Raw genomic sequence first — 12,425 nt, forward strand, 5'->3', positions numbered from 1 at the left:
CGCGTAATCATCCGGCAGACACCAGCAGACAGGAGACCCCTCGTGACCGACGTCGGGCCGTTCGGGCTGAGCGTGCGGGACCAGGCTCTGGAAGCCGATGTCCAGGCCGGACTGACGGCTGTCGAGGAAGGCTTGCTCGAGGCCACCAAGAGTGAGGTGCCCTTCATCACGGAGGCCGCCCAGCATCTGGTGCGGGCCGGCGGCAAGCGGTTCCGGCCGCTGCTCGTGATGCTCTCCGCCCAGTTCGGTGACCGGCACGCCCCCGGGATCGTGCCCTCTGCCGTCGTCGTGGAGCTGACCCACCTCGCCACGCTGTACCACGACGACGTGATGGACGAGGCCGCCGTGCGCCGCGGCGTCGCGAGCGCGAACGCCCGCTGGGGCAACTCCGTCGCGGTCCTCACCGGCGACTTCCTCTTCGCCCGCGCCTCGCACATCCTGGCCGACCTCGGCCCGGAGGCCGTGCGGGTGCAGGCGGAGGCGTTCGAGCGACTGGTGACCGGTCAGATCCTGGAGACGGCCGGGCCGCAGGACGGCCGCGACCCCGTCGAGCACTACCTGGACGTGCTGGGCGGCAAGACCGGCTCGCTGGTCGCCGTGTCGTGCCGGTTCGGCGCGATGATGTCCGGCGCCGACGACACGGTCGTGGACGTGCTGACCCAGTACGGCGAGCGGCTCGGCGTCGCCTTCCAGCTCGCGGACGACGTCCTGGACATCGCCTCCGACTCCCACGAGTCCGGCAAGACCCCCGGCACCGACCTGCGCGAGGGCATCCCCACGCTGCCGGTGCTGCGGCTGCGCGAGCGGGCGGCCCGGCTCGGCCTCGCCGAGGACGTCGCCCTGTGCGAGCTGCTGGACTCCGACCTCACCGACGACGCCCGGCACGCCGAGGCCCTGCGCCTGCTGCGGGCCCACCCGGCGCTGGAGCAGGCCCGGCGGGACACCGTCCGCTACGCCCAGGACGCCCGCTCGGCGCTGGCGCCCCTGCCGGAGTGCGCCGCCAGGACGGCGCTGCTGGAGCTGTGTGACGCGGTGGTGCACCGGGCCGGCTGAGCACGTCCTGCCCGCACGACCCCTACGGGTCGGGGGAGAAGCCGCCCCTCCGTGTCATACCCCAGCAGTACGCGGAGTTGAGTCCGGGGTCTGACGTATCTCCCTGGCCGATTTGGTCAGATGGAAACCACGGAAAACACCACTCCTCACCTGTTCGGGTGAGAATGGCGGCTCAGGGACGAGTGCGTGGACGACACGGACAGCCGCCGCCGACCACGGAGGTAGGGCACACATGGCACCGTACGCATCCGACGACAGCACGACCGGCGGGGAGGGCGACGAGCAGCGCTCCGGGCGGCGCAAAGCCGCGCGGTACATCGTCCCGGTCACGGTCATGGGGGTGGCGGCCGCGACGATCGGCCTGGTCCCCGCACTGGCCGACTCCGGCGACCCCGACCTCCCGAAGATCACCGCACAGCAGCTCATCGAGAAGATCGCGAAGTCGGACGTCGAGCAGCTGTCCGGCACGGTGAAGATCAGCACCGACCTCGGTCTGCCGAACCTCGGCGGCCTGGAGTCCGGCCTGATGTCCGGCGCCGCGGGCCGGGGTGAGGGCGGCTCGTCCGCCGACCCGACGGCCAAGCTCACGGAACTGGCCTCCGGCACGCACACCTTGCGCGTCGCCGCCGACGGCCCGGACCGGCAGAAGCTGTCGCTGCTGGAGAACGCCGCCGAGTACAGCGTCATCCACAACGGCAAGGACGTCTGGGGCTACGACAGCAAGTCCAACGAGGTCTACCACGGCACCGTCTCCGAGAGCCCGAAGCGCGACAGGGCCCAGCCTCCTGCCATGCCGAAGGACTTCGCGGAGGAGGCCCTCAAGGCCGTCGACGGCACGACCTCCGTGACCGTGGACGGCACCGCCCGGGTCGCCGACCGGGACGCCTACAAGCTCGTCATCAAGCCGAAGCAGTCCGGTTCGACGGTCGGCGCGGTCACCGTGGCGGTGGACGCGAAGACCGGCATGCCGCTGAAGTTCACCCTGACTCCGGCGGGCGGCGGCTCGGCCGTCGTCGACGCGGGCTTCACCAAGGTCAGCTTCGCCGAGCCGGCCGCCTCGACCTTCGACTTCACCCCGCCCAAGGGTGCGAAGGTCACCGAGGAGAAGGCGTCCCGCGAGGCGCCCGGCAAGACCTCCGACAAGGGCGAGGCACGCAAGCACGCCCCGAAGGGCGAGGAGCGCCTCGGCGAGGGCCTCGACGGCATGAAGACCATCGGCGAGGGCTGGAACGCCATAGCAACCTTCGACACCGGCGGCAAGGGCGTGCCCTCCGGCAAGGCCGGAGGCGACCTCGGCGGCTTCATGGACTCGCTCGGTGACAAGGTCACCGGCAAGTTCGGCTCCGGCACGGTCTTCTCGACCCGCCTGATCAACGCCCTCATCACCGACGACGGCAAGGTCTACGTGGGCGCGGTCACCAAGGACGCGCTCGTGAAGGCGGCCGACGCCGGGAAGTAGGTCCCGTACCCGTGCGGGACGCGGAGAGAACGAGGAAGCCGGTGGCCGAACCGCCCGCCGCGGAGCCGGAGACCGGGTCGGCGCCCGGCCCGGGGGAGAGCGGCGCGGGCGCCGCGGCCGGGGCACCGGTCTTCGCCACCCGCGCGCTCACCAAGCGCTACCGCGGCGGACAGCTCGCCGTCGACGGTCGACCTGACCGTCCTGGCGGGCAGCGTCTTCGGCTTCCTTGGCCCCGACGGCGCCGGCAAGACCACCACGATCCGCATGCTGATGGGCCTCATCGAGCCCACCTCCGGCACGGCCCGGGTCCTCGGGCAGCCGATGCCCCGGGTCACCCGGTCCGTGCTGCCGCACGCCGGTGCCCTCAGGACGTCACGGTCTAGGGGTCCATGCACTATGAGCGTCCGATCAGGTCGCGTGGTCTGGTGCCGTGCATCGCAAGGCGCCGGACCACGCGACCCGGGCGGGCATAGTGCATGGACCCCTTAGGCGTCCTGCTCGTACAGGAACCGGGCGAGCGGTGCCTCCTGCGCGAAGAACGTCTTCGCCCTGGTCAGCGCCTCGGTGTCGTTCAGCACGTCACCGGGCTTGCTGCCGTTGCCGAGCAGCACCCCGCCGAAGCGCATCCCCATGTACGCGGCCGAGTTGTGGAGTGTCCCGACCAGCGGGTCGGCGACGACCTCCTCCCGGTGCGCGAGGGCGGTGACACCCCACAGCGTGCGTCCGGCCAGGGTCGCCTTGAAGTCGAGTCCGGGCGTGCGCAGCCAGCCCGACCAGTAGTCCAGGTAGCGCTTGGTGTGCGCGGAGACCGAGTACCAGTACAGGGGCGTGACGATCACGATGTCGGTCGCGGCGAGCGTGGCGTCGAGCAGCAGGGCCACATTGCCCTCGGTGGGGCGGACGTGGTCGCTGTCGTGCCGCAGGTCCTCGAAGTCCGGTACCGGATGCGCGGTGAGGTCGAGCCACTGCTGTTCGACGTCTGCGGGCAGTTGCTCGGCGGCCTTGCGGGCCAGCAGTTCGGAGTTGCCCTCGGCGCGGGCACTGCCCAGGACGAAAAGGAAGCGGCGGGTCATGGTGGTCCCCCTGAAACTCGTCGTATGTCAATTACACGCGCATGCAGCTTATGCGCGTGCAAGTAAATCCGCCAGGGGTGTCCATCAACTCGCGGCGCGCGTCTCCGCCGCGTGCGCCACGGCCAGCAGCAACGCCTCCCGCCCGTGCGACGCCACCAGTTGCAGCCCGGCCGGGCAGCCGTCGCCGCCGAACCCCGCGGGGACGCTCAGCGCCGGATGTCCGCTGAGGTTGAACGCCCAGGTGAGCGAGGTGGAGTAGCGGTCCCCGGGCCCCTCGTGGCCGTGCGGTGCCGTGGGTGCCGTCGGGGTCAGCAGCAACTCGGCACCGGCGAACAGCTCCGCCAGCCGCCGGTCGTTCTCCGCCCGGACCCGGTGGGCAACGGACAGGTCCAGGCCGGGTGCTGGACCGGTTCCCGCCCGGCCGGCACCGGGCGTGCGCAACGCGAGCCACGCGGGCCCGGGGTCCATGAGCCGCAACGGCACCCGCGGCCGCACGAGCCGTACGACACCGGCCGCCTGGAGCCGTTCCACCGCCGCCCGGGCGAGAGCGACCGGCTCCGGTTCGGGCCCGGCGAAACCGAGGTCGGGGGACCATGCGGCGGTGACGGGGAGGGCCGCTTCCGCCGGCGACGGTTCCCGGGACACCGCGCGCCACCACAGCGCCGCGTCCGATGCCGAGCGGGCGAGCACACCGGGGGCCGCAAGCCCCGTACGGTCGGCGGAGGGCAGCCGTCCGCCCGTGGCCTTCAGCCCGACGACCCCGCACCAGGCCGCCGGGATCCGCACCGACCCGGCCCCGTCGCTGCCGGTCGCCAGCGGCACCAGACCGGCCGCCACCGCCACCGCGGCCCCGGCCGAGGAACCCCCGGGCGTCCGGTCGGCCCGCCACGGATTGACGGTCCGACCCCGGGCCCCGAGCCCCCAGGTCTGCCAGGCCGTTCCCGGCCCGGGTACGGAGGTCGCCCCCACGGCGACACACCCGGCGGCGAGCAGCGGCCCCGCCGCACGCAGCCCGTGCCGCCCCTTCACGGCGATCGGCACGCCTGCCAGCGGCAGCGGCCCTCCCACCCCGGAGCTGTCGGCTTCGCTCGTGCGGGGGACCTGCCCGGTGCCGACGCGTCCACTCGTACGAGGGAACGCCCCGGAACGCCGGACGAGTCGCGCGTCCACCTCGCCCGCTCGCCGCACCGCCTCCTCGCCCCACACCTCGATGAACGCGCACAGCTCCGGATCGGCCCGCTCGATTCGCTCCAGCGCCGCCGCGACCACGTCGACCGCGCGCACCTCCCGGGCCCGTACGCGCGCCGCGATGTCCCCGGCCGACAGGGAAACGGCCGTCAGCGCGCAGCTCCGGTCAGACGGGCCAGGGCCTCCGTCTCGCGTGGCGGACGGCCCGGTTCACCTAGCCGCCAGGACGGCACCCACGGCACGCGGTACACGTCGATGACCGACTCGAGGGACCTGACCCGTTGGGCGAGCGGGCGCGGCAGCCGGCCCGGGGCGTCCGCCACGAGGACGACGGCGGCGAGGTCGAGTTCCGGCGGAGCCTGCCCGCGACGGAAGACCTCCACCACCCCGGCGGCCCTGTCCAGACCGGCCGCGTGCGTCCGGGCGACCAGCAGCACCGACCGGGGGGCGCCCGCCCCGGGCCAGGAGCGGCCGCTGTCATGACCGCCGTAGACCACGGCGAGCGTGGAGACGCCCGCGCCGCCGTGCGTGCCGACCCAGGAGAAGCGCCGTGCCGCGGCACGGTCGGGCGCGGGCTCCGGCGGCACCGGCTCGGGGGTGGTCGCCGGGCCGCGGAGCCAGATCTCCGGTCCCTGTCGCCTGCCTGTCTGCATGCCCCTCTCCTCCCTCGTACTCCGATCTTCATGCCCTACCTGACGACCGGCGCGGGCCGGCGGTCCTTGGGACGAGCCTGTGACACCGTGGTGACGTGAGAAACGGGGGCGAGCGGACACACTCGACAGTGGGTGGACGACGCCGAGTGAGGGGACGATGTTTCGACTCAGCCGCGAGAAGACGCGGGAACAGAAGCAGGTCGCACGCGCGGCGACCCCGGCGGCACCGATCGACGTCCATGTCCCCGGGGCCGGTGCGGACCCCGCGGCGGGCCCGGGCGGGGCGTCCGACGGCGCGTCGGTCGGCGGGGTCCCGGTCTTCGCGGCCCCCGGCGAGGAGATCCAGCGGGCCGTCCTGAACCGTCTCCACCACATCGCCCTGGCCACCGGGCATCCCGTCCGCGCCACGATCAACGACGAGCGCATCGGCTACGTCGTGCCGCTCCAGGTCGACCCGGACGGCTCCAGCCACTTCACGGCCGAGCCGGTACGTACGGCACCTGCCGAGCAGGAGCCCGCCCGCAACGACGACGCCACCCACGTCCTGCGCCCCGTGCCGGAGCGTGGCGCCGCCCCGACGTTCCCGCTGCGGGCGGTGCCCGAACCGCAGCAGGCGGATGAGCCCGAACCGACCTTCGAGCTGCGCGCCGTACCGGAAGACGCGGTCCCGGGCACGGTCACACCGCCCGGCACCGTCGCGCCCCCCGTCGGCGTCTTCGGCCCGCCCCCGCCCATGGACGCGAGGCCGCTGCCCGTCCCGGAGACCTACCCCGGGCCACAACCCGAGTCGATCCCCGAGGCCGCCCTGCTCGCCGCGGATCCCGACCCCAAGCCCACCCCACCGCGCGGCTTCGACGCCGTCGCGGAGGCCGTACTCGGCGACGAACCCCTCACCGCCCCGGGCGCCCCCGGCACCCCCGCGCTCCTCGCGGAGCCGGTCGCGCGGATCAACGAGGCCGTGAAGGAGGGCCGGATCGACGCGGCGGCCGCTCTGGCGGAGCAGACCGTCACCGAGGCGTCCGGGACGCTGGGGCCGGAGCACCCCGAGGTGCTCCGGCTGCGGGAACTCCACGCGTACATCGCCTACTTGGCGGCCGACCCGCTCCGCGCCCTCCAGATGTCGCTCGACCTGGCCGGTGCCCGCCGCCGCACCGGTGACGCGGAGGCCGCCTACGGCAACGTCCGGAGCGCGGCCACCGCCTGGCGTGCGGTACGCGACCCGGCGGTGGGGCTGGAGTTGGGCCACGGCCTGATCGGCCTGTGGACCGAACTCGCCGCCGAGGGCGGCCCGGCCGCCGAGGAGATCGAGGAACTGGAGTCGGCCCGCGCCCGCATGGGCCGACTCGCCGAGCGCGCCCGCAACCGGTAGGCGCGCTGCCCGGGGGCTATTCCGACAGCTCCCACACCGCGTACGCCAGGGCGTCGCTGTTGCGGTTCAGGGCGGTGTCGTTGATGTTGGCGGTGGTGTCGCAGGAGGAGTGGTAGCAGCGGTCGAAGGCCCGCCCCGCCGTACCGCCCCACTTGGCCGCCTGCGCCGCCGTCATCGTCCGGCTCGCCCCGGTGAACAGGCCGCCCACCGGCACGCCCGCGCTCTTGAAGGGCGCGTGGTCGGAGCGGCCGTCGCCCTCGGTCTCGATCTCGGTCGGGACGCCGATGCCGCCGAAGTAGTCCTTGAAGGTCTTCTCGATCGCCGGGTCGTCGTCGTAGACGAAGTAGCCGGGGTTCGGGGAGCCGATCATGTCGAAGTTCAGGTAGGCGCTGATCCGCGAACGGTCCCCGGTGGACAGGCGGCTGACGTAGTGGCGGGAGCCGACGATGCCGAGTTCTTCCGCACCCCACCAGGCGAACCGCAGATGCTTGGCGGGCTTGTACTGCGCCCGTGACACGGCGAGGGCGGCTTCCAGGACGGCGGCCGAGCCGGAGCCGTTGTCGTTGATGCCGGGCCCGGAGGAGACGCTGTCGAGATGCGAGCCGGCCATCACGACCTGGCCCGTGTCCCCGCCGGGCCAGTCGGCGATCAGGTTGTAGCCGGTGCGGCCGGAGGCGGTGAACTGCTGGACCGTGGTGGTGAATCCGGCCGCGTCCAGCTTGGCCTTCAGGTAGTCGAGCGAGGCCTTGTAGCCCGCCCGGCCGTGCGCGCGGTTGCCCCCGTTTGCGGTGGCTATGGACTGCAGCTGGGACAGGTGGTTCTTGACGTTCGCCAGGGGGATGTCCGGCGCGGCTGCCGCTCTGGGGGGAGCGGAGGACGCGGCGTCGGCCACGGCACCGCCGGTCAGGAGCATGGCGGTGGCCATGCCGCCCGCGGCGACGGCGCGCGCGGAGACGGAGAGCTTCATGTGGGGGCTCCGAATTCCGTCGGGCCGCCCGTGGGGTGTCCACGGGCAGCCCGGAGTCAATGGGGTGCCTGGATGGTGAAGCTGGTACTGACTCTCCGTCAAGAGCCTTGACGGACACAGGCGTTATGGCCGACCGGTGAGTGCGCAACCGGCCGAGGTGTCACGGACGCGGCCCGCGTCACTGCACGCAGAACTCGTTTCCCTCCGGGTCCGTCATCACGGCCCACTCGCCACCCTGCTCCTTCACCCGCCGCAGCACGCTCGCTCCGAGCCCCTCCAGCCGCGCGATCTCCTCCTCGCTCCGCCCCTCGCCCGGGTGCAGATCGAGGTGGAGCCGGTTCTTGGCCGCCTTCGCCTCCGGCACCCGCTGGAACAGCAGCCGCCGCCCCAGCCCGGTCCCGCTCTCCTCCTCGAACGGGTCCTCGGGATGCCGCACCGCGACCAGGTCCCGGAAGGCGCGACGGCCGTGGAAGTCGACGACGAGTTCCTCCGGGACGGCGCCGAAGCGGATCAGCTTCTCGATGAGGGCGCTGTTGTCCTCGACCTCGTACCTCAGGGCGGCGGCCCAGAAGTCGGCCTGCGCGTGCGGGTCGTTCGCGTCGATGACGACCTTCCAGTGCACGGGAGCGGGTGATGCCGGTGTCTGCGTCATGTAACCACTTATACTGGTTAGGTGAGTGGACGCGCAGGGGAAACGCCGGAGCGGACGCACGGCCTGACGCTGGTCTCGTCCGAGGGGAAGCCGTACCGCTTCGACCCCGGCGCCCTGTGCCTGGAGCTGCTGACGACCGGCGGCCCCGGCGCCTTCGCGCGCTGGGAAGTGCTGCACGAGCCCGCCGACCTGGCCGCCTGGGCCGGGCGGAGCCGGCTGCCGGACGGGCTGGACCTCACCGTCTCCGCCGAGGAACTGGAGCGTGCGCGCACCCTGCGCGACGCCCTGTTCCCGCTCGCCGCCGACCGCGCGCACGGCCGTCCCCTGCGGGCCGCCCACCTCGACCTCGTCAACGCCGCCGCGGCCGAACCCCCGCTCGTCGCCCGCATCCGGCCGGACGGCAGCCGCGCCTGGGCCCCGGGCGCCACCGGCACCCACCTGCTCTCGACCGTCGCCCGCGACGCGATCGACCTGTTCACCGGGCCCCACGCCCACCGCGTCCGCGAATGCGGCGCCCACACCTGCTACCTGCTCTTCGTCGACACCTCCCGCCCGGGCCGCCGCCGTTGGTGCGCGATGGAGCACTGCGGCAACCGCGAGAAGGTCCGGGCGCACCGGGCCCGCCGGGCTCCCACGAAGCCGTAGCCTTCACGGCCGCCGCGGCACGGCCGTCGTACGCGGACCGGGCCGCGGCGATCTCGTCCTGGTGCTCCTGAGACGTGGACTCAGGATGGACGGCCTGGTGAAGCGGACGGTGCACCCGGTGGTGCCGCCGCGAGTCGAGTACGAGCTGACCGCCCTCGGCGCACCCGTGCTGCTGGCCGCGGCCCTGCTCGCGGCGGCCGTACGGCTGATCCCCCGGCGCGACGCCCCGCCGGCCCGCCGGCGCACCTTCGACCTGCCCGGCGCGATCACCGCCGCCGGCGCCATGCTGATTTGCCGCCTACACCGTCGTACGCCTGGAGCACGGCCTGCACCACTGGCCGATCACCCTGGCCACGGGCCTCGCGGCGCTGCTCCTGCGCCGCCTTCGGCGCGGTCGAACGCCGCTGCCTCGACCCGCTGGTCCGCCTCGGCATCCTCCGTAACGGACCGGTCATGCGCGCCGACCTGGGGCGCTGCTGTTCCTCGGCGCCTTCTTCGGCTTCCAGTTCGGCCTCACGCTCTCCCTGCAGGAACTGCGCGGCTGGTCCTCCCTCCAGACCGCCGTCGCCCTGCTCGTCATGGGCATCGACGCCGTCCTCGCCCCGAGGCCGGTCGCCCGCTTCGGCCACGCCCGCGTGATCGTCGGCGGATTCGCCCTGGCCCTGGCCCCCTACGCGCTGTTCCTGTCGATCGGCATGGACTGGTCCTACGCCGCGATGTTCCCGACGCTGTTCCTGTCGGGCCTCGCCTTCGCCCTGGCCTCCGGGCCGCTGACGATCGCGGCGACCGACGGGGTCGCCGAGTCGGAGCAGGGCCTGGCCGGCGGGCTGCTGGCCACGGCGACGCAGTTCGGCTCCGCCGCCGGTATCTCCGCGGTGACCGCCGTCTACGGCCTGACGTCCACCGGGTCCGGCCCCGAGGCCACACTGTCGGCGTTCCGTGCGGCACTGTCCGTGCCGGTCGCCCTGGTGGCGCTGGGCGCGCTGATCTCGCTGGTGACCGTGCGGGAGGCGCGGCGGGCGGTGCGCAACGCGTCCCAGGTGAGCAGCGTCAACGCCAGCCACACCAGCACGAAGCCGGCCCAGCGCTCCGGCGGCATCTCCTCGTGGAAGTAGAGGATGCCGAGCAGGAACTGGAAGACCGGTGTCAGGTACTGCAGCAGGCCGATGGTGGACAGGGGCACACGGATGGCGGCCGCGCCGAAGCAGACCAGCGGCAGGGCGGTGACGATCCCGGCCGAGGCGAGCAGCGCCGCGTGCCCCGCGCCCTCGGCGGCGAAGGTGGAGTCACTTTGCGCGGTCAGCCACGCCAGGAAGGCGAGCGCGGGCAGGAACTGGATCGCGGTCTCGGCGGCGAGCGACTCCACGCCGCCGAGGTTCACCTTCTTCTTCACCAGCCCGTAGGCGGCGAAGGAGAAGGCGAGGGCGAGGGAGATCCACGGCGGCCGGCCGTAGCCGACGGTCAGGACGACGACCGCGGCGAAGCCGGTCCCGACCGCCGCCCACTGCACCGGCCGCAGCCGCTCCTTCAGCAGCAGCACGCCCATCGCGATGGTGACCAGCGGGTTGATGAAGTACCCGAGCGAGGCCTCGACGACGTGCCCGGAGTTCACGGACCAGATGTACAGGCCCCAGTTGACGGTGATGACCGCCGCGGCCACCGTGATCAGCGCCAGCTTGCGCGGCTGCCGGAGCAGTTCACCGGCCCAGGCCCAGCGGCGCAGCACGAGCAGGGCCGCGCCGACGAAGACCAGGGACCACACCATCCGATGGGCCAGGATCTCCAACGCGCCGGCGGGCTTCAGCAGGGGCCAGAACAGGGGCACGAGCCCCCACATGCCGTAGGCCGCGAAGCCGTTCAGCAGTCCTGTGTGCCGCTCACCCCTCGGCTTGCCGGTCAAGGGCTCCTCCTTCGCGCCTGGCGTGTGCCCCCGTGCACGACGGTAACGCCGGGCGCCCCCGGCTGTCATGCTCGTATCGGCATACGGTCATGACAGTCCGGGGGTGTGGCGATCAAGGGCCCGACGGGGGTTCAGCCCTTGAGCGCGGTGGCGATGGCCTCGGAGAACGGCGTGGTCGGGCGGCCGGTCAGGCGGGAGAGATCACCGGTGGAGACGACCAGCTGGCCCTTCTCGATGGCCGCGTCGACACCCGCGAGGATCTGGGCGAACGGCTCGGGCACACCCGCGCCGGTCAGGATCCCGACCAGGACCTCGGGGGAGACGGCGTTGTAGGCGATGTCCCGGCCGGTCTGCCGGCTCAGCTCGGCCGCGTACTCGGCGAAGCTCCACGGAGTGTCGCCGCCCAGCTCGTACGTCTTGTTCTCGTGCCCCTCGCCGGTCAGCACGGCGACGGCGGCAGCGGCGTAGTCGGCGCGGGCGGCGGAGGAGACCTTGCCCTCACCGGCGGCTGCGACGACCGCGTTGTGCTCCAGCACCGGGGCGAGGTTCTCGGTGTAGTTCTCGTGGTACCAGCCGTTGCGCAGCAGCGTGTAGGGCACGCCGGAGTCGAGCAGGATCTCCTCGGTGCCGCGGTGGTCGTCGGCGAGCGCGGCGGTCAGGCTGCCGGGGGCGCTGGTGTAGGCGAGCAGGGCGACACCGGCCGCCCTGGCGGCGTCGATGACGACCTTGTGCTGCTGCACGCGCCCCTTGTCGAACTCGTTGCCGGAGACCAGCAGCACCTTGTCACCGGCGGAGAAGAGGCCGTCGAAGGAGCCGGGGGCGTTGTAGTCGGCCGGTGCGATCTTCACACCGCGGTCCGCGAAGTCGGCGGCCTTCTCCGCGTTGCGCGCGACCGCGGTGATCTGCTCTGCGGGGACCTTCTCCAGCAGCTGCTCCACGACGTGACGGCCGAGATTTCCGGTGGCTCCGGTGACGACGATGCTCATGGTGATGGACTCTCCTTCTGGGGTGCGATGACACTAACCCTAGGCGGTGCGCTAACTCTTGGAAAGTACCCACTTTGAAGTAAGGTACTGGCATGCAGGTAAGTGAGAGTGAAGCCCTGTGCCCGTACCGGCTGGTCCTGGAGCACGTCACCAGCCGCTGGGGCGTGCTCGTCCTGATCGAGCTCCTGGACCGCCCGTACCGGTTCAGCGAGCTGCGCCGGGCGATCAGCGGATCAGGCCGGGGGGTCAGCGAGAAGATGCTCACGCAGACCCTCCAGACCCTGGAGCGTGACGGGCTGGTCCACCGCGACGCCAAGCCGGTCATCCCGCCGCGCGTCGACTACTCCCTGACCGGCCTGGGCCGCGAAGCCGCCGAGCAGGTCCGGGCCCTCGCGCAGTGGACGCACCGGCGCATGGACGACGTGGAGCGGGCGCGGCGGGCGTACGACGAGGCCCGGGCCGCCTCCTAGCGGTCCCGGG

General features: G+C 72.8%; 12 protein-coding genes and 2 pseudogenes. 7 read left to right on the top strand and 7 right to left on the bottom strand.

Annotation, left to right across the window (positions count from 1 at the left end):
- Positions 1-42: 42 nt before the first annotated feature.
- The 3 genes and pseudogenes from ACWD1U_RS29485 to ACWD1U_RS29495 all read left to right on the top strand — a co-directional run.
- On the top strand, positions 43-1,053 hold the full coding sequence (locus ACWD1U_RS29485) for a polyprenyl synthetase family protein (RefSeq protein WP_451112034.1): 1,011 nt from the start codon (positions 43-45) through the stop codon (positions 1,051-1,053).
- A 232-nt stretch (positions 1,054-1,285) separates the two neighbouring features.
- Positions 1,286-2,512, top strand: coding sequence for a LolA family protein (locus tag ACWD1U_RS29490; protein ID WP_451112036.1), 1,227 nt, complete (start codon positions 1,286-1,288; stop codon positions 2,510-2,512).
- A 41-nt stretch (positions 2,513-2,553) separates the two neighbouring features.
- Positions 2,554-2,929, top strand: a pseudogene (locus ACWD1U_RS29495) (ATP-binding cassette domain-containing protein); the annotation flags it as partial.
- Between the two features lie 68 nt (positions 2,930-2,997).
- Here ACWD1U_RS29495 and ACWD1U_RS29500 read toward each other — a convergent pair.
- The 3 genes from ACWD1U_RS29500 to ACWD1U_RS29510 all read right to left on the bottom strand — a co-directional run bounded on the left by ACWD1U_RS29500 (position 2,998) and on the right by ACWD1U_RS29510 (position 5,426).
- Positions 2,998-3,585, bottom strand: coding sequence for a flavodoxin family protein (locus ACWD1U_RS29500; RefSeq protein ID WP_451112038.1), 588 nt, complete (start codon positions 3,583-3,585; stop codon positions 2,998-3,000).
- An 84-nt stretch (positions 3,586-3,669) separates the two neighbouring features.
- Positions 3,670-4,869 (bottom strand): amidase family protein, encoded by a 1,200-nt coding sequence (locus tag ACWD1U_RS29505; RefSeq protein WP_451112040.1) that lies wholly within the window; start codon positions 4,867-4,869, stop codon positions 3,670-3,672.
- Positions 4,870-4,922: 53 nt separating this feature from the next.
- The gene (locus tag ACWD1U_RS29510; RefSeq protein ID WP_451112041.1) at positions 4,923-5,426 is read right to left on the bottom strand and encodes a DUF6668 family protein; all 504 of its coding nucleotides are present in this window, start codon (positions 5,424-5,426) and stop codon (positions 4,923-4,925) included.
- A gap of 157 nt (positions 5,427-5,583) precedes the next feature.
- Here ACWD1U_RS29510 and ACWD1U_RS29515 point away from each other — a divergent pair, with 157 nt between their 5' ends.
- Positions 5,584-6,795, top strand: coding sequence for a tetratricopeptide repeat protein (locus ACWD1U_RS29515; RefSeq protein ID WP_451112043.1), 1,212 nt, complete (start codon positions 5,584-5,586; stop codon positions 6,793-6,795).
- 16 nt (positions 6,796-6,811) lie between these two features.
- Here ACWD1U_RS29515 and ACWD1U_RS29520 read toward each other — a convergent pair whose 3' ends face one another.
- Both ACWD1U_RS29520 and ACWD1U_RS29525 read right to left on the bottom strand, forming a co-directional pair.
- Positions 6,812-7,762: a M28 family metallopeptidase gene (locus ACWD1U_RS29520; protein ID WP_451112044.1), complete on the bottom strand. Its 951-nt coding sequence runs from the start codon at positions 7,760-7,762 to the stop codon at positions 6,812-6,814.
- A gap of 178 nt (positions 7,763-7,940) precedes the next feature.
- A complete protein-coding gene (locus ACWD1U_RS29525; RefSeq protein ID WP_451112046.1) occupies positions 7,941-8,414 on the bottom strand; it encodes a VOC family protein in 474 nt (157 codons plus the stop codon).
- Between the two features lie 21 nt (positions 8,415-8,435).
- Between ACWD1U_RS29525 and ACWD1U_RS29530 the strand changes: the two genes are divergently transcribed.
- Positions 8,436-9,059 carry a CGNR zinc finger domain-containing protein gene (locus ACWD1U_RS29530; protein WP_451112047.1) on the top strand — a complete coding sequence of 208 codons (624 nt, stop codon included), beginning with the start codon at positions 8,436-8,438 and terminating at the stop codon, positions 9,057-9,059.
- Positions 9,060-9,583: 524 nt separating this feature from the next.
- Positions 9,584-9,865: pseudogene (locus ACWD1U_RS29535) on the top strand (MFS transporter); the annotation flags it as partial.
- A gap of 80 nt (positions 9,866-9,945) precedes the next feature.
- On the opposite strand, the gene rarD reads toward ACWD1U_RS29535, so the two are convergent.
- Positions 9,946-10,959: an EamA family transporter RarD gene (gene rarD, locus ACWD1U_RS29540; RefSeq protein ID WP_451112049.1), complete on the bottom strand. Its 1,014-nt coding sequence runs from the start codon at positions 10,957-10,959 to the stop codon at positions 9,946-9,948.
- 131 nt (positions 10,960-11,090) lie between these two features.
- Positions 11,091-11,945: an SDR family oxidoreductase gene (locus ACWD1U_RS29545; RefSeq protein WP_451112051.1), complete on the bottom strand. Its 855-nt coding sequence runs from the start codon at positions 11,943-11,945 to the stop codon at positions 11,091-11,093.
- 92 nt (positions 11,946-12,037) lie between these two features.
- On the opposite strand from ACWD1U_RS29545, the gene ACWD1U_RS29550 reads away from it, so the two are divergent.
- Positions 12,038-12,415: a winged helix-turn-helix transcriptional regulator gene (locus ACWD1U_RS29550; RefSeq protein WP_451112052.1), complete on the top strand. Its 378-nt coding sequence runs from the start codon at positions 12,038-12,040 to the stop codon at positions 12,413-12,415.
- Positions 12,416-12,425: the final 10 nt, after the last annotated feature.

It is taken from the genome of Streptomyces sp. NPDC002788 (assembly GCF_053592115.1).

What these genes read in the sequence shown, in the direction of transcription:
- ACWD1U_RS29525 (WP_451112046.1), bottom strand. Translation starts at nt 8,414, where the DNA reads ATGACGCAGACACCGGCATCACCCGCTCCCGTGCACTGGAAGGTCGTC.
- ACWD1U_RS29550 (WP_451112052.1), top strand. Translation starts at nt 12,038, where the DNA reads ATGCAGGTAAGTGAGAGTGAAGCCCTGTGCCCGTACCGGCTGGTCCTG.
- ACWD1U_RS29520 (WP_451112044.1), bottom strand. Translation starts at nt 7,762, where the DNA reads ATGAAGCTCTCCGTCTCCGCGCGCGCCGTCGCCGCGGGCGGCATGGCC.
- ACWD1U_RS29515 (WP_451112043.1), top strand. Translation starts at nt 5,584, where the DNA reads ATGTTTCGACTCAGCCGCGAGAAGACGCGGGAACAGAAGCAGGTCGCA.
- ACWD1U_RS29510 (WP_451112041.1), bottom strand. Translation starts at nt 5,426, where the DNA reads ATGCAGACAGGCAGGCGACAGGGACCGGAGATCTGGCTCCGCGGCCCG.
- ACWD1U_RS29545 (WP_451112051.1), bottom strand. Translation starts at nt 11,945, where the DNA reads ATGAGCATCGTCGTCACCGGAGCCACCGGAAATCTCGGCCGTCACGTC.
- ACWD1U_RS29490 (WP_451112036.1), top strand. Translation starts at nt 1,286, where the DNA reads ATGGCACCGTACGCATCCGACGACAGCACGACCGGCGGGGAGGGCGAC.
- ACWD1U_RS29500 (WP_451112038.1), bottom strand. Translation starts at nt 3,585, where the DNA reads ATGACCCGCCGCTTCCTTTTCGTCCTGGGCAGTGCCCGCGCCGAGGGC.